The organism is Rhizobium mongolense subsp. loessense (assembly GCF_900099775.1).
Classification (GTDB): Bacteria; Pseudomonadota; Alphaproteobacteria; order Rhizobiales; family Rhizobiaceae; genus Rhizobium; species Rhizobium loessense.
Genome location: NZ_FMTM01000004.1, coordinates 386,669 through 402,713, shown reverse-complemented (window position 1 = coordinate 402,713; position 16,045 = coordinate 386,669). Strand labels below are relative to the sequence as shown.

Below are 16,045 nucleotides of genomic sequence, written 5' to 3'. Positions count from 1 at the left end.
AAAAGCCCATGGGTGCGATGGATACGTCGCGACCGGAAGGCTATGGCGAAACGGCAAAGAACAAGAATACTGCAAAAACGACGAGGTGCACGATGCCCTGAAGCACGGTGGTCCGGCCCGTGCCCAATGTGATCACGCTGATGATCAGCGTCAGCATCAGCAGAGTCTGATCCTTCTCCTCCAGGCCAAGCGCCAGGGGCTCGCCAAGCACGATCGAGACGAGCGCGACGGCGGGGATCGTAAGGCCGATTGTCGCAAGTGCCGATCCCAGCGCCAGGTTCAGGCTGGTCTGCAGTCGGTTGGCTTGCGCTGCTCTGAGCGCCGCCAGGCATTCGGGAAGCAACACGACGCCCGCAATGACGATTCCCACGACGGCCTTCGGCACGCCGAGCCAGTCGACTCCTGCCTCGAGCGAAGGCGTCAGAGCTTTCGCAAGGCCCACCACCGCCACGAGCGCGACGAACAGCAAGCCTGCGCTCATGGCTGCCTTCCTGTTTGAGGGCACCGGCGCGTGCGCATCCTCGTTATCGGCTTCAAACGGCAGGAAGTAGTCGCGGTGCCGCACGGTCTGGACGAAGATGAATGCCCCGTAAAGGACCAATGAAACTACACCGGCGAAAACAAGCTGCGGCGTGCTGAACATCGGCCCTGGTGCGCGCGTGACGACGTTTGGCACGACCAGCGTCAGGACGGTGAGCGCGGCCAGTACGGCCAAGGCAGCACTCGCTCCCTGGAGCTGAAATCCCTGTTCGTGGTGACGCATGCCCCCGGAAAGCAGGCACAGGCCGACGATACCGTTCATCACGATCATGACAGCGGCGAATACGGTGTCGCGAGCCAGGTCCGCCTTTTCTCCCGGAGCTGCAATCATCACCGAGACGATCAGCGCTACTTCGATCACGGTGACGGCGACAGCCAGAACCAGCGTGCCGAAGGGCTCGCCGACCCGCTGTGCGACCACTTCGGCGTGGAATACCGCGGCAAAGACGGTGGCGATCAGAGCGACTCCAGCAGCCGCAGCGACAAGGCCCGCGCTGCCTGTAAACGGCGTCACCAACAGGATCGCCCATGCTACTGCAGGCGAAACCCATGCCCACCACGGTGTTTGTTCTGCTGCCAAGACGGTAAAAACCCATTGTTCGGCCGTTTAAGCATACGCATGGAAAGCCTCCATAGGCAACCTTACGTCGCAGACATTTGGCTCTAACGCGCTGCCGCGCTCGGCGTCCGGCGTTCATCAATCCGTTGAGGCTTCAACCTTACTATCCTATCTGGATCCTCGAATGCCTGTTCAATATCCCGGATCAGCCGGTCGTGCAGGCCAGCGCTATACCGTCCGCGACCTCGCTGCTACGTTCCGAAAGATTGCCCGTAGCGACCCTGATATGATTGCTGGGCTGGATCGAGAACTTTGCGCCGGGGTGAACTGCGATCCCCCTCGCCGCCAAGGTGACCATCGCAAAAGGCTCCGACGAGACCGGAATCCAGGCGCAGAGGCCTCCTCCATCATCCAACTCGACTCCGCGCTCGCGCAGAGCGTTCGTCAGATCATCGTGGCGCTGCTGATAGATATTGCGCGCGCGGGCAAGGATTTCGTCGGTTCTGGGATCGCGGAGCAGCCACGCTGCAGCCGCTTGCAGAATCCGGCTGGTCCAGCCGGCGCTGAAGCTCCGATAGGATTGAATCTGCTCCACGATCGCCCGGGAACTCGACAGCACGGCAAGACGCAGGTCTGGACCGAGCGTCTTCGAATAGGACAGGATATGAATGACGCGGTCCGGATAGCGCCCTCCCAAGGAATGCTTGGGTGCGCCGGAAATGTCGGCCACCCCATCGTCTTCGATGATCAGCGTGTCGCTCCCCGCCAAAATATCTCCCAGAGCTTCCAGGCGCGCCTTGCTGACGGTTTGGCCGGTCACGGAGTGAAGCCGCGGCTGAAACAGAAAAGCGACGGGGCGATATTTCATGGCCGCTTCGAGCGACGACGGCAGGGGACCGTCCTTGTCGCACTGAACGGGCAGAATGCGCACGCCCAGATCCTCCAGGATATCGAGAAGGCGCATGGCCGTCGGGTTCTCGATTGCGACCGAAGCGCCTGGCATCACTAACGCATGCAAGAGCGTATAGACGGCGTTGTAGCCGCCGTTTGTTGCAAGAAAGGCCTCCGGCTCGTAGGGCCAGTCGCGCCGCACGGCCGCTTCGAGCTCCGGCAGGATCAGGCTGCGTTCGTAGCTGTTGAGGTTATCCGCCGAGGCGCCGTATCCCAGGGCTTCTGCCAAGGGCGGTAGCAGGCTTACATCCGGGACCGCCGCCGTGAGGTCGAGTACGCCCTCGCCGTAGTTGCCGGAACTTGCAAGCCTCTCGGGCTTGGCAACGAACCGATCACCGCTGATCCAGGTGCCGTTGCGGCCGCGCCCGCTGATGATCTTCTGGCGACGCAGCTCGCTCCAGGCCTCAGAGATCGTCGCAGGGCTGACGCCAAGCGCAAAGGCAAGGTCGCGGATCGCAGGCAGCTTGGTTCCGACGGGAAGCGCGCCCGCCCGGATCATGGCGCTGGTTTCCAACGCAATTCCGCGAATGGACTTGTCGCTTAATTTTTCGGCAAACCAATCGGCATTTCGGGTTTCGCTCATTTTTGCACCGGGATTAAATGTTCAATAACGTAATAACATTTGATCGCAGCAAATTGAACATTTATTTACGACCATTAGTGACCATTCTTTGCGAGCGAAATGCATGACTGTAACGATACGACTGGCCCTGCGCGACTGGGACTATATGACCCCGCTGGTGCTGGGAGAGGTCTCGTCACCCCGCCTCGACGTGAAGGTCGAAAGGGTTGGCACGCTCATCTCCCATATTGGAAAGGACGATGCCCACGACGCGGCGGAAATGTCCTTCAGCCGATATACCCAGCTTCGCGCCGACGGCGACGAGACTGTGATCGGCATCCCGAACTTCATCATGCGCGGCTTTCGCCATCGCTGCATCATCACGACGAAAAAGAGCCCGATCACGCAACTGAGTCAGCTTGCCGGAAAGCGGATCGGTGTGACCGGATGGCGCGATTCCGGAAACACCTGGACGCGCGCAGCCTTGCGCCGTGAAGGTGTCGGCGTCGAGGATGCGATGTGGTTTGCCGGCCGGTTGACGCAAGCCCACCCTGTCACCGATCGTCTCGACGGATTTGGCCGCCCGGGGCGCATCGAGGCGGCCCCCGGCGAGCGGCCGATGGTCGAACTTCTGAAAGAGGGCGGGCTGGATGCGGTTTTCACACCCTTCATGCCCGAGGGCTTCTTCGATAAAGATTCCCCGTTCCGCCAGGTGCTTGCAGATTTTCGTGGTGCCGAACGCCAGTATTTCGACGAGGTCGGCTACGTGCCGGGCATGCATCTCATCGGCGTCAAGGCGACGGTGGCGGCGGAACATCCATGGCTCCTCGAAGAACTCAGCACCTTGATCGATGAATCCAAGCGCGTCTGGACGACCAAGCGCCGCAAATATACCGATACCACGCCGTGGATGCTCGATGAGCTCTTGAAGGTCGCGGCAGATCTGCCACCGGACTGGGACGAAAGCGGCCTTGATGCCAACCGTGCGATGATTGCCGATTTTGCCCGGGAACTGCACGCGCAGGGCATCCTGGCGCGAATACTCACGGCGGAAGAGCTCTTTCCGCTGCAGGCGTCCTCAAATCGCTCGCAGCTTGCCGCAGCCGAATTCTGAACCTTTATCCATACAAACCAAAAAGGGGAATAAGAAATGCCATTGAAATCCATCACCTCCTTCGCTCTTGCAAGCGTCCTGCTCTCCGGAATGGCCATGGCCGAGGATGCAACGCTTCCGAAGCTCACCGTCAACGAGGAACTGCGGGCAAAGCTTCCCGAGCAGATCAAGACCGCCGGCAAGATGATCTCGGTCAACAACGGCTCCTTTCCGCCCTACGAGATCGTCACCGGAACGAAGATGGAAGGTGCAAGCGCCGACCTCACGGACGCGCTCGGCCAGGTGCTCGGCGTTACGATCGAGCACGCAACCGTCGGTGGTCTGCCGGCACTCCTCGCCGGCGTCAATTCCGGCCGCTACCAATTCGCCTTCGGTCCTGTCGGCGATTTCAAGAGCCGCGAAGAGGCAAACGACTTCGTCGACTGGGTGCAGGAATTCGTCGTCTTTGCCGTGCACAAGGGCAATCCGAACGGGATAACCTCGCTCGACACCGCATGCGGAAAGCGCATTGCCGTCATGGCTGGCGGTTCGGCGGAGAAGGTCATCAAGGTCCAGGCCGAAAAGTGCAAGACCGACGGCAAGGAGGCGATCGAGGTTCAGTCCTTCACCGACCAGCCGAGCTCGATCCTTGCCGTCAGGTCCAAGCGCTCGGATGCATTCTTCTCCTCCCAGGCTCCCCTCACCTATTTCGTGTCGCAGTCCAACGGCCAGCTCGAACTCACGGGCGTCGGCCAGAAAAACGGCTTTGAAAATCTCTATCAGGGTGCCGTCGTGCCTAAAGGATCACCGCTTGGGCCCGTGCTGCACGACGGCATGAAGGTTTTGATGTACAACGGCACCTATGCGGCGATCATGAAGAAGTGGGGTCTTGAGAACAACATGATCAAAGAGCCGGGCATCAATCTCGGCGGGACGTTGCCAAAATGAGCGCCAACAACCACAAAAGCGCATCGCCTTCGGGCGGTGCGGATCCCCGCGACGTCGTCAACGCGCACAAGCCGTTTCGCATCGATCGCCTGGTCCTTTGGACGCTGACGCTGGGCATTGCGGCCAATTTTGGCTGGATCGTTGCAAACAACGAGAATTTCGGCTGGCCGGTCGTCGCACAATATTTCTTTGACCCGACGGTCATCAGCGGTCTTTACGTGTCCCTCGGACTGACCGTCGTTGCCATGCTGATCGGCATAGCGCTCGGCCTGCTGCTTGCCATTGCGCGGCTGTCGACGGACCGGCTCGCCCATTCCCTCGCCGGCCTCTACATCTGGTTCTTCCGCGGCACGCCGCTCCTGGTGCAGCTCATCTTCTGGTACAACCTGTCGACGCTCTTTCCATCGATTTCGATCACCGTGCCTTTCGGACCGACATTGGCCAGTTGGGACACCAATTCCGTCATCACGCCGATGACGGCGGCAATCGTCGGCCTGGCACTCAACGAGGCGGCCTACATGGCCGAGATCATCCGCGGCGGCCTTCTCTCCGTCGACAGGGGCCAGGCGGAAACCGCAGAAGCCTTCGGCATGACGCGGGCACGCGCACTGCGAAGGATCATTATCCCGCAGGCGATGCGCTCCATCGTTCCGCCAACCGGCAACCAGCTCATCAGCATGATCAAGGCGACCTCTCTCGTCAGCGTGATCGCCATGGCGGACCTGCTCTATTCAGTCCAGTCGATCTATAACCGCACGTTCGAGATCATTCCGATGCTGCTCGTCGCCGTGGTCTGGTACCTGCTGATCACCTCGATCCTCAACATCGGCCAGGGCTATATCGAGCGCTACTACAGCAGAGGCGACAGACGCTCCGGCTCCGGGGCGCCTGCTGGAAATGCAGTCACTCCGATCGTACCCGATACCCCCTCACCCGTCGTCGCACAGGAGGCGAGCCATTGAATGCCCTTGCAACCGTCGAACCGCTCGTCCATGCACGCAATGTTCACAAGTCCTTCGACCAGCTTGAAGTCCTCAAAGGCATCGACCTTGATGTCGCCCCTGGCGAGGTCGTGGTTATCCTCGGGCCGTCCGGCTCGGGCAAATCGACCTTCCTGCGCTGCATCAACCATCTGGAGTCCATCAATCAGGGCTCAATCATGGTCGATGGAGAGCAGATCGGTTATCGATTGCGAAAGGGCCGGCTTGAGAAGCTCTCCAACAATGCAATCGCTGCACAGCGGCGCAAGATCGGCATGGTCTTCCAGCAGTTCAACCTCTATCCACACATGACTGCGCTCGAAAACATCATCGAAGCGCCGGTTGGCATCCACGGCGAAAGCCGCAAGGCCGCAACGGAAAATGCGCTGATGCTTCTGGAGCGCGTCGGCCTCTCGGAAAAAGCCGGCAGTTATCCGCGCCAGCTTTCCGGCGGACAGCAGCAGCGCGTGGCGATCGCAAGGGCTTTGGCGATCAAGCCGAAGCTGATGCTGTTCGACGAGCCGACCTCCGCACTCGATCCCGAGCTCGTCGGCGAGGTCCTTTCCACCATGCGGGATCTCGCAAGCCAGGGATTGACCATGATCGTCGTCACTCACGAGATCGGTTTTGCGCGCGAAGCGGCCGACCGGGTCATCTTCATGGATGGCGGCAAAGTCGTCGAACACGGCAAGCCCGAAGATGTCCTCGGCAATCCGCAGCATCAGCGCACGAGAAGCTTTCTCGCCCGCTTCATCTAGCCGGGCAATCTGTACGCTCCGCATTCTGCCCGCGCCGCCAGACCGCGGCGCGACCATCCCGTTCATTCTAGCTATTGGAACTGTCTGATGACACGCGACAACGCTTTTGCCCGCATCTCCGACTTCGAGCCGCTCAAAGAACAGCTTGTAGCGACCCGCCGGCATCTTCACGCCAATCCGGAACTGTCGTTCGAAGAGGTCGAGACGGCACGCTTCGTCGCCGAAAAACTGGAATCCTGGGGCTACGAGGTTTTTCGCAATGTCGGCGGCCACGGTGTCGTCGCTCGTCTCAAGGTGGGCAGCAGCCTGCGCAGTATTGCGATCCGCGCCGACATGGATGCCCTTCCGATCCAGGAAGAAACAGGACTGCCTTATGCGAGCCGGGCCGCCGGCAAGATGCATGCATGCGGTCACGACGGCCACACGACGATGCTGCTTGGGGCTGCGGAATATCTGGCCCGCACCCGCCGTTTTGACGGAATGGTCAACCTGATCTTTCAGCCCGCTGAGGAAGCCGGTGCCGCAAGCGGCGCTGAAGCGATGATCGCCGACGGATTGTTCGAACGCTTTCCGTGCGATGCAATTTTCGGGCTGCACAATCACCCCGGCGCTCCCGAAGGCACCTGGCTTTTGCGTTCCGGTCCATTGATGGCGGCTGCCGACACGGTAAAAATCACCATCAAGGGAAAGGGCGGCCATGCCTCCAGGCCGCATCTGACGGTGGACCCGGTCGTCATTGCCTGCAATCTCGTCGTCTCTTTGCAGTCGGTCGTTTCGCGCAGCATCGATCCGACGCAAACGGCAGTCGTTACCGTCGGCTCCATCCATGCCGGTGAGGCCTCGAATGTCATTCCGGACATCGCAACGCTTTTGCTGAGTGTGCGCTCCTTCGAACCGGCGATCAGGGACACTCTGGAGGCGAGAATTCGCAAACTCACCGCGACCGTCGCTGAAGGCTATGGCGCCAGGGCCGAGGTCGACTATCTACGCGGCCACCCGGTCGTCATCAACTCCGAGAAGGAAACCGAATTTGCCCGCGCCATTGCGGAGGAGCTGGTCGGCCCGGACCAGGTCTTAACGTGCCCGCTGATCCCGGGAAGCGAGGATTTTTCCCATTTTCTCGAGCATAAGCCGGGCTGCTTCCTGCGCCTTGGCAACGGTCTCAACTCGGAGATCCTGCACAGCTCGAAATTCAACTTTGCCGACGAGAACCTAACGGTTGGTGCCGCCATGTGGGCGCGGCTGGCAGAGAAATTCCTAGGCTAGAATTCCCGCGACGCACTCGCAAGCATGCCACGCCGTTAACCTTGGCAATAAAGATTGTATTCAGTCTTTTTTGGTAATTTCCCGTTAGCCATTCACGCCAGCCGGTCCCGGCGGCGCGGGATTGGCGTCGGCGGCAGTTGTTTTGCGTACGGGTCCTTATGCGTCTATCGAATGTGACAGCAATCTTTCTTGCGTGCCTGACTTTGGCCGGTTGCGCCGCCAATTCTCGTCCTGCGACCGTTCAGGCCGGGCGGCCATCTGAGGAGACGACGGGCTCGGTTGCCCAATCAACCGTGCCTGTCCCTGCCGCCAATGTCGGCGACGTTGCCCTGCAGGGCAACCCACCTGAGCAAACGTTGGCCTGGGCGGGATCGGTGCCGCAGCCGCAGGCGTTCGCGCCGGCCTCAAGAACCGTTGGCGCGCCCATCCCGTCAGAACGGCCGATTGCCATGCTCGCTCCGGACAAGCCTGAAACGAGGGCAGCCCCGCAGACGCGCTCGCAGATTTACAGCTACGGGTTCCGCGACGCCAAGCCAATCAATTTCGGGGCCATTTCGCCGAGAAAGCTTGCGGTGCACGGTGTCGACGTTTCGCGCTGGCAGGCGGAGATCGATTGGGAAAGGCTCAGAAGGCAGGGGGCGAACTTCGCCTATATCAAGGCCACGGACGGCGGCGATCATCTCGATCCGATGTTCAAGAAGAACTGGCGCCGAGCCAAGGAGGCCGGCTTGAAGCGCGGCGCCTATCACTTCTTCTACTGGTGCCGTACGGCCGGCGAACAGGCCGACTGGTTCATCCGCAACGTTCCGAAGGAAGCGGGTGCTCTTCCGCCGGTGATCGACGTCGAGTGGAACGGTGAATCGAGCTGCAAGAGACGGCCTTCGCGCGAGCGGGTGCTCGAAAAAATGCAGGTTTTCATGGACAAGCTCGAGCGGCACTACGGCCAGCGTCCGATCATCTACACTGCACCGGACTTTTATCGCGACAATCTGCAGGGCGCGTTCCTCGACTATCCCTTCTGGCTGCGTTCGGTCGCTGCTCACCCGTCCAAGGTATACCCGAAACGCAAGTGGGTTTTCTGGCAGTATTCGGGCTCCGGCCTGTCGCATGGCGTCGATGGCCGGATCGACCTAAACGTCTTCCACGGTGATGAAGCCGATTGGCACAACTGGGTGGCGTCCCGGTAGCACCGGGTAAGCCAGCTAGCTTTTACTCAGCGTGCTGCTTGTCAACTCCAAGGCGCTTATCTAACCGCAATACTGGAAAAGCCGACTGAATCGGCTGATGTGGGACCAGAGCGTACAGTCGCCCGTCGCCTAATCGTCCCTGGCGCTAAGGTGGTGAACAGCTTCTCGGCCACGGCCAGTATTTCTTCGTCGACATCGGCGCGAAGGCGTATGGCTTCCGGCAATCCGTTAGGGTGATGTCCAGAGACTTTGACGTCAGCACGCAAGAAACAACCCCAACGGACGCCGGAACGCAGGCCTAGCGTCGTGTCTGCTAGGTATACGCCAACGGAAACGGTATTACGAACAAGGCCCTCCGGTCACGGGACACGAGCCGCTACGATGGATGAGATTCCAACCGAAGGCTTCGACGCGGCAGTGACCCTGACAGACCATCTCGACCATCTGCCCGACAAGAATGGGCGCTGACCTTGCCTCCAAGTTTTTCGAGTTTTGAGTTCGCTCCAGCGGTTTTTGGTTGCTTCATTTATGGCGGTAGTGGCGGGCTGCGGTGCGGAGCCATTTTCGGTTGCGCAGCACCGCATCACGTCGCGGATTGATGGTCTGAACTCGACCGGTGTCAGCCAGCCGAGGCTCGAATGCGGTTCGGTGATCGTTGTAATCGCTTTGCCAAGCTTGAAAGCGCTGACCAAACATGAGCCGGTGACGAGCAGAGGGTTTCATTCAAGAGTTCGCGTTGCTGGTGAACTCGCTGCCGTTGCCACTGACGATCATCCTGGGTTTGCCGCGCTCCTCGATGATCCGGTCAAGTTCACGGGCGACACGCGGACCGGAAAGCGATGTATCGGCGACGAGTCCCAAGCATTCTCTGATGCAATCGTCGACGACCGTCAGAACCCGGACCCTGCGGCCATCGGTGAGTTGATCCGACACGAAGTCCAACGACCAACGGTCATTGACAGCCATCGCAATCAGCGTCGGTGCTCGTGTGCCTATCGCTCGCTTGCGGCCGCCGCGCTTGCGCACGGTCAGCTTCTCCTCCCGATAGAGCCGGAAGAGCTTCTTGTGGTTCCTTGATCGTCGCCGGTGTTGGTTTCGCAACGGATCGTCATTCGGCAAAACCCGATGGCTTTACACGTCCGCCGTTCGCTCATCCGATGTTGGTTCATCAGATGCGCGACAGCTCTCCGCTTTGCTGCGGGCGTCACCACTTCTTTCCCAAAAGGTCTTTCATAAACCAATTACCCTTTGGAGTTATGCTTAGCGCCAATTGCAGTCCCAGCGCATGCCGCGCGCCGCACGGCGGCAGATAAAGCCGCGGCCGCAGGAATGCGTGGCGATTCTGACAGTCCGGCCACGTCCCGTGCCACGCGAGAAGGTCTCACGGGCAGCCGCGTGAGCATCGGCCGGGCAGGCGCGGAAGGCCTTATCTGGGGCCGCGGCCGGCGGAGCGATCGCGTTTTGCAGCGTGCGTTTCGCCGGCGACTTGATCTCGACACAGCGGCCGTTTCTCTCCTGATGGTTCTGGTCGCAGACGAGCGGACAGATGCGCGCCTTCTGCGTGCGCAACCGCTCAAGCACCCCGGCTGAAGGATTGAGCGCCGCAAGCTCGATCTTGCTGCGTTTGGCGAACTGCTCCAGCGCCCGGCGACTGCCGGCGCCCCAGAGCCCGTCCTCGTTGCCCGCACGGCAGCCGACGCGGTTCAGTTCCTTCTGGATCGAGCGCACCAGTTCTCGCTCCGGCCTTCCGGCATCGGGGATGGTACCGTCTGTGCTCGGGGGTGTTAGTGCTGCCAACTGCTCCTCGGCGGCTGGCAGAGCGCCAGCTTGTGCGGGCTGCAGGGTTGCGTTTGCAGCGCCCTCCACATTAGCGGCCGCCTGTCGGGCTGCTGCCCGTTCGATGATAAGGATTTTCGCCTTCGCCAGTGAGGCGAAGACACCGTTCGGATATTGCTGCAGATAGGCGTCAAACAGGTCCCGGTCGGTCGATGCCTTTGTCGTGTCCCAGAAGGCAAGCTCTGCGGTATTGTCGTTCGTGCTGGTATCGGCCGCCGTCGGCTCTAGCTTTGCCAGCGGCTTCAGCACCACCTCGCCGGTGAGCGAGGAACTATCCCAAGGCACCTGTCTGCCATTTGTCGCATCTAGCACGTCGCGGCGAACGTCGATCAATTCGCGGGTAATATCCCGTCCGGGCTTGCCGAGGTGGCGCAATAATGCTGCGGTAAAGGGAGAATTACGGCCCGTTCCATCGAGCGCGACATTGCCGGGCTGGGTGGCAAAGGCGATGAGAGAGCCGATGCCGCTTCCAACCTTGGCAAGCCCGCGGCCGACTGAGACAGAGCGCGTTCCCATGGACCGCGCTAGATTGACCGCCAGCGGATTGTCGCGGCAGGCATCGAGGAACACCAGATTGACTGGCGTCGTGCGCTCCATAGCGGACAGAATCAGGTTCATCGGCACCGCCTCGAATTCCAGATCGCTATAGGAAAGAAGTTGCGCATCGACGGGCGCGATATAGTTTTCGTCATTCACCTGGAGGCCGTGGCCGGCATAGTAGAACAGTGCCATGTCGGCACCATCAAGCTTACCGACGAATTCGCGGATTGTGCGCCTGACGCCGGGAAGATCGAGGTCGCTGCCGACGACGACATCGAAACCGAGATCCTGCAGTTTGGCCGCCATGTCGGCGGCGTCGTTGTCCGGATTCGGCAACTTCGGCACATGCTGATAGGCAGAATTGCCGATAATCAGCGCCACGCGCTTTTCAGCAAACGCCTGCGTGCACATCAGCATTAGTAAGATCGTCAGGGTGATGCGAAGGCATTGCATGTCATACCCCCCCGGCATGATCGTCCATGCCCCTTAAAGTTGCCTACCGCCACGCCGGACATCCGCACCAACCTGAAGGTTGCTACCCATTGCCGGTTGTGTCAATCTGGCCACTGCTTGTCCATTTCGCCGGAACCGACCGCAGGCCGGATTATTGGATTAACACGCACGGCTCGTTTCCATTCAATTGCCAAAGGGGATTGGGCCTGGATGGTGCATTCTACTTCGGAGTTAGCTACAACAGCGCTGCAGTTGCGATAGACGAAACCTGACGATAGGGATTCATCTCCAAGGGCTTATCCTCGGCACAAGCTCTGGATTCGGGCAGTTCGTGCGTTGACCACTCAAGCGCACATCTTCGTCCAAGTTCGCTCAGAGCAAAACTCCAAGCCGCTCCGCTTCGGTCTTCGTGACGATCCCAGTTGCCGCTTCACCATTCTCCTTTTGCCAGGACAGGTAGCGCCCAAGAGTCCCGCGAAGGAAAATCCCGTCGATTCGGTCGGGTGTCATTCCCAGCTTTTCCTGCAGAGCCACCACCGCAGGCCCGGACGAGCCGTATCGGAGCGCTCTAAACTCGGAATCTGGATGGGAGGAGACAAGCGACGCCTCGTCCCCAGTTAGGACAAAATAGGTAAAGGCCTTACCGTCATCAGCTGTCGCACCCCGGCTTCCGTCACGGACGACGGGCGGATGGACAAGGCCTGCATCCTGACGAAAATTCGCCCAAGCTCCCACGGGTACACCATTCTTATAACGGCCGGCGACAACCTGACAACCCGCAGACGAGAAAAACGGTGGCTCAGTTCGGTAGTTGAGGATTGCCGCGTGAATGTTATCGAAAGGCAGATCACCGTCTAGATCGTCCCAGATTTCGTTGCGGTCGTTGGCAGCATAGCTGAGGTTCTTCGGCGAGCGCAGTATCCATAAGGATTGTTGCTGACGAAACGCACCGGGTTGTTTATTGCCCCGATGCGGACCTACCTTGTAATGATGCAAGCCGGTAGGAAGCATGTTGCAGCCGAGTGCCCCGCGCACATAAGCATCCATCAGATCCACGTTCGGCACAGTCGATCCGCGGCATAAAGAGAGGTTACCCCCTGACCGGTCCCAAACGCCAATCAAGCATCTCATGTTAAGGTGGTCCGGCCGTGTAGTGACGACAGCGTGCTTGGCCGCTGGTGGCGAATAGTCTTTGCCGGACGAAACCGTGCATCCACGCAGCCCGAAAAGAATGACGGGGGCCTCGCCTAAGTCGAACGCATTGCGTTCGGCGAGGACCCGAAGGACATCGCCCGATAGGTCGAATTCCGCGCCGGAGGCGGCAAATTCGGCAAGCGGGCGATAATCATAGGAGACGTCGTCAGAAGGCCAGTGCGGGGAAGGCCGTTCGCTTGACGATTGTTGGAACCAGAAGTTCGAGATGATGGCACGGGGAACGAACCCCGGTTCGCCTTCCTCCTTCAGCACTTCAGTGATTTCCACGCCCGAAAGTGGCTCGCCAGCATCAGGCACCTCACCTGCCGCCGCGCCGAAATCCAGATCGACGCTGAACGGGCAAACGAACGATCCTGCGGCAATTACACTGCCAGCAAGCACTTTTCTGCGCGATAGTTTTAGGTCCGCGCTTTCGTTCTTGCTCATGGCCTAGATTCCTCCCCTAGCCCGGTAATAGGTTGCGTGGGCGCTTCGCAGATCTGCGGCTTGCAGGCCTCCGGCCCGCCAGGCGAGCCTCCCGGACGCTGACTGACGCGGATCGGAATGCTAGTCATGGTCCACGTGGTGTCGTCCCCATCGACGGCGGACATCTGACCTCTTTTTCCGCTTAGGTAACGGTCGAGAGTCCGATGCAGCGTGCCAACGGTCCCACCCAGAGCCCGTCGAACCGTAAGCGTCAGATCACCCCATCTGACCGGATTCTTCTCTTGCGTGCCAAAAACCATGATCTGATCCTGTACGTCGTAGGGACTGATAGCGACCAGTCGTTCGTTTCGAGCGCGAAAATCGTGGGTGGAGCCGGGAGGAACGAGCTCCAATCGTCCATCGCTCGGAAAGCCAATTATGCTGCCGTCGGACGACATCACGAGTCCTCCGACGAGGAGCGGATAGGGCGACCGAGCGTCGACAGTTACTCTAATGTGGGTCTCGTAGCATTCCGGTATGAACTGCTCCGAGTTGGGTGGGGCTTGCACCCAGGCGCCAGCGGCGCAAGTTGTTTGTGTGGTCTCCGGAATGATCTGTACCTTTAGCGTTTCTTGGTCCGTGAAGTCGTTGCCGCCCTCGCCTTTCAAACGCAGGAAGATGCGCTGGCGCGCATGCGACGTGAGTATCCCAGTCAACAGGGCCGCCTGCCTTTCAGGCGTCGCAGGGGGTATGACGTTACGGACATCATTCGCGGGACCGCTCAGAACGAGCGCGCCATTTTGATTGAGATTGGCCTCAAGTTCCCCGTCATCGGAAAGCGTCACTAAGCCTTCCATCTCTTTGTTGGACAAAATCTCCTTCCGGAGCGTCTCGGCAAGGTTCGCGGGAATACCGCCGGCTTCCCCCTCAGGCTTGAGGCTGAAGGTCAAAGCATCGTAATCGTCGGATGGACGTATTAAAACAGCGACGTCGCCCTCGGTGAGTGGAGGTGCGCCTGATGGCTGTGCAACCGTTGCAGTAGCGTTGAACCCAGTGGATGCCTCCACCACTGCGAGTCCCTTGGCCTTCGTCACGTCAAAGAGATCGTCGCCATCTTTCGCCCCGTCAAAAATTCGAAGTTCTGCGTTGGGACCGATTCCAGGCAGCGGCGGCCCAGCCATTTCGACCCGCACCGGATTGGACCCGCTGCCAAGCAATACCGATCGGACACTCCAGGAAATCGGAGCCTTCCGGCTAGTGTTCTGGAACACAAAACTCTCCATATTGCCCTGCACATAGGCGATCTGCGGTGTTCCCGCAGCCCGCAACAGAGGCGGAATGCGTTTGGCGACCTGCGCATAGGTCAACCGTGGCGAGTCGGAAAGAATGTCGAGAAGTGCCTGTGTAAATAGCCCTGTGCCGTCCTGCTCCATCGCCACTGTGCCGTCGGTGGCGGCTGAAAGGACGTTCAGGCCGGAAAACAAAGCCGGCGTCCAGTCGGTCGCATCGCCGCCCCTTACGCTCACCGAACCGCCAGCCATCGGTTCAACCCAGCGTTTCTTAAACTCACCCCGGCCCCTCGCGGCGCTTCCGGAATTACAGGAGTCGAGCATCAGGGTTATATTGGGGGTCTTTTCGTCGAGTCGTTTCAGCCACTCGTTCATGTGGTCGTCGATAAAGTCGCCCCGGCCTTCCGTCCTTGAATCGTGTAGAATGATCGTTTCATCCCTGCCGTCCGCTTCGTCACTGTTGTGGTCTTCGGTCTGCGAACCGTGGCCGGCGAAATAGATCAAGACGACGTCGTTCTTGCTGGCGATGCGGTCGAGCAGCACCTTCTGGAAAGCTTCCTCCACGGCGGCATGGGTGGCATGCTCGTCGGTTAAGACGCAGATATTCTCGTCGGGAAAGCGGTAGCCGCTGAGGAGAAGTTCGCGAAACCTGTTCACGTCGTTGGTCGGCCCGTCGAGCTCGCTAATATTGGGATCGAGATACGTTCCAACGCCGATAAGCAGTGCAAGCCGTAGCTGTCCGTCCACGAGCTCGGCAGGGGCAAGCGAGCAGTTCTCAAATGCCAGAGCCTGCCTCGGACTTGTTAGAATGGCGACCGCTGCGAACACAAGCACGATCGTCACGATGCCGCGTCTCTTGCGCCCCCCTATCATGGCATCCCCCGACAGTCGCACGGACAAACCTTATCCCCATGCAAATATATATCAGGAGAGGCTCTATTGCAACTTAACGTTATTAGACGACTTGGCAAAATTGCAACGACCAGTACTTTGTATTTGACCATGAAGAATATGTTTGCTTTGGCGTTGATCAGTAATCGAAGGTCGCTGCTGTCCGATACGCTCATGTTGCTCCTGTCTGGTGGCGATCGAACATCGGCGTTGTCCGCGGGCCTTCCCAGGAGAGATCGCTCAGCGAGAAAGACGTATTGGAAGGCGGTGGCGCAAGGGAAGAGGCAGGGAATATGGGCTCTGACGCAGTTTTGATGGTGATGGATTTCATCCCGCGCCGATAACGCAGCCTGCAGGGGTCAATCTTCCCACGGCTATACATCTGGCGCGGTGATCTGCCCTTTGGTCTGGCCGTTCGACCATGGCGAAGTGACCGCGGCGCTGACGGCTACACGGTCTTTGACGACGCCGTTGGCGAAGGAGGCTACCAGACTGTTCGGTCTCTTTCCAATCATGGATCGAGATCGGCAAGGGATTTCTTGCGGGTCATCGCCTGGAAGGCGGCGATGGCT

11 protein-coding genes and 1 pseudogene are annotated in these 16,045 nt (G+C 59.6%); 6 read left to right on the top strand and 6 right to left on the bottom strand.

The annotated features are described in order from the left end of the window. Positions 1-40 precede the first annotated feature (40 nt). Complete coding sequence (locus tag BLP23_RS16945; RefSeq protein ID WP_092585980.1) at positions 41-1,120, bottom strand: calcium:cation antiporter; 1,080 nt, start codon at positions 1,118-1,120, stop codon at positions 41-43. A gap of 184 nt (positions 1,121-1,304) precedes the next feature. Beyond that, positions 1,305-2,633, bottom strand: coding sequence for an aminotransferase-like domain-containing protein (locus tag BLP23_RS16940; protein ID WP_092585978.1), 1,329 nt, complete (start codon positions 2,631-2,633; stop codon positions 1,305-1,307). A gap of 103 nt (positions 2,634-2,736) precedes the next feature. Between BLP23_RS16940 and BLP23_RS16935 the strand changes: the two genes are divergently transcribed. The 6 genes from BLP23_RS16935 to BLP23_RS16910 all read left to right on the top strand — a co-directional run bounded on the left by BLP23_RS16935 (position 2,737) and on the right by BLP23_RS16910 (position 8,844). Beyond that, positions 2,737-3,726, top strand: coding sequence for a substrate-binding domain-containing protein (locus BLP23_RS16935; protein WP_092585976.1), 990 nt, complete (start codon positions 2,737-2,739; stop codon positions 3,724-3,726). Between the two features lie 36 nt (positions 3,727-3,762). Further along, complete coding sequence (locus tag BLP23_RS16930; protein WP_092585975.1) at positions 3,763-4,653, top strand: ABC transporter substrate-binding protein; 891 nt, start codon at positions 3,763-3,765, stop codon at positions 4,651-4,653. Beyond that, on the top strand, positions 4,650-5,615 hold the full coding sequence (locus tag BLP23_RS16925; protein ID WP_092585973.1) for an amino acid ABC transporter permease: 966 nt from the start codon (positions 4,650-4,652) through the stop codon (positions 5,613-5,615). The genes BLP23_RS16930 and BLP23_RS16925 overlap by 4 nt, the downstream gene beginning before the upstream one ends. Next, positions 5,612-6,391, top strand: a complete 780-nt coding sequence (locus tag BLP23_RS16920; RefSeq protein ID WP_092585972.1) for an amino acid ABC transporter ATP-binding protein — start codon at positions 5,612-5,614, stop codon at positions 6,389-6,391. Before BLP23_RS16925 ends, BLP23_RS16920 begins: the two co-directional genes overlap by 4 nt. A gap of 87 nt (positions 6,392-6,478) precedes the next feature. Continuing rightward, positions 6,479-7,657: a M20 aminoacylase family protein gene (locus tag BLP23_RS16915; RefSeq protein ID WP_092585970.1), complete on the top strand. Its 1,179-nt coding sequence runs from the start codon at positions 6,479-6,481 to the stop codon at positions 7,655-7,657. A 158-nt stretch (positions 7,658-7,815) separates the two neighbouring features. After that, positions 7,816-8,844, top strand: coding sequence for a glycoside hydrolase family 25 protein (locus tag BLP23_RS16910; RefSeq protein ID WP_092585969.1), 1,029 nt, complete (start codon positions 7,816-7,818; stop codon positions 8,842-8,844). Positions 8,845-9,203: 359 nt separating this feature from the next. On the opposite strand, the pseudogene BLP23_RS35320 reads toward BLP23_RS16910, so the two are convergent. From BLP23_RS35320 to BLP23_RS16890, 4 genes and pseudogenes are all read right to left on the bottom strand, one after another. Beyond that, positions 9,204-10,064, bottom strand: a pseudogene (locus tag BLP23_RS35320) (DDE-type integrase/transposase/recombinase); the annotation flags it as partial. Between the two features lie 40 nt (positions 10,065-10,104). After that, positions 10,105-11,673 (bottom strand): caspase family protein, encoded by a 1,569-nt coding sequence (locus tag BLP23_RS16900; RefSeq protein ID WP_233426735.1) that lies wholly within the window; start codon positions 11,671-11,673, stop codon positions 10,105-10,107. A gap of 372 nt (positions 11,674-12,045) precedes the next feature. Next, complete coding sequence (locus BLP23_RS16895) at positions 12,046-13,314, bottom strand: peptidoglycan-binding domain-containing protein (protein WP_092585967.1); 1,269 nt, start codon at positions 13,312-13,314, stop codon at positions 12,046-12,048. Continuing rightward, positions 13,311-15,425: a caspase family protein gene (locus tag BLP23_RS16890; RefSeq protein WP_167363913.1), complete on the bottom strand. Its 2,115-nt coding sequence runs from the start codon at positions 15,423-15,425 to the stop codon at positions 13,311-13,313. The genes BLP23_RS16895 and BLP23_RS16890 overlap by 4 nt, the downstream gene beginning before the upstream one ends. Positions 15,426-16,045 lie beyond the last annotated feature (620 nt).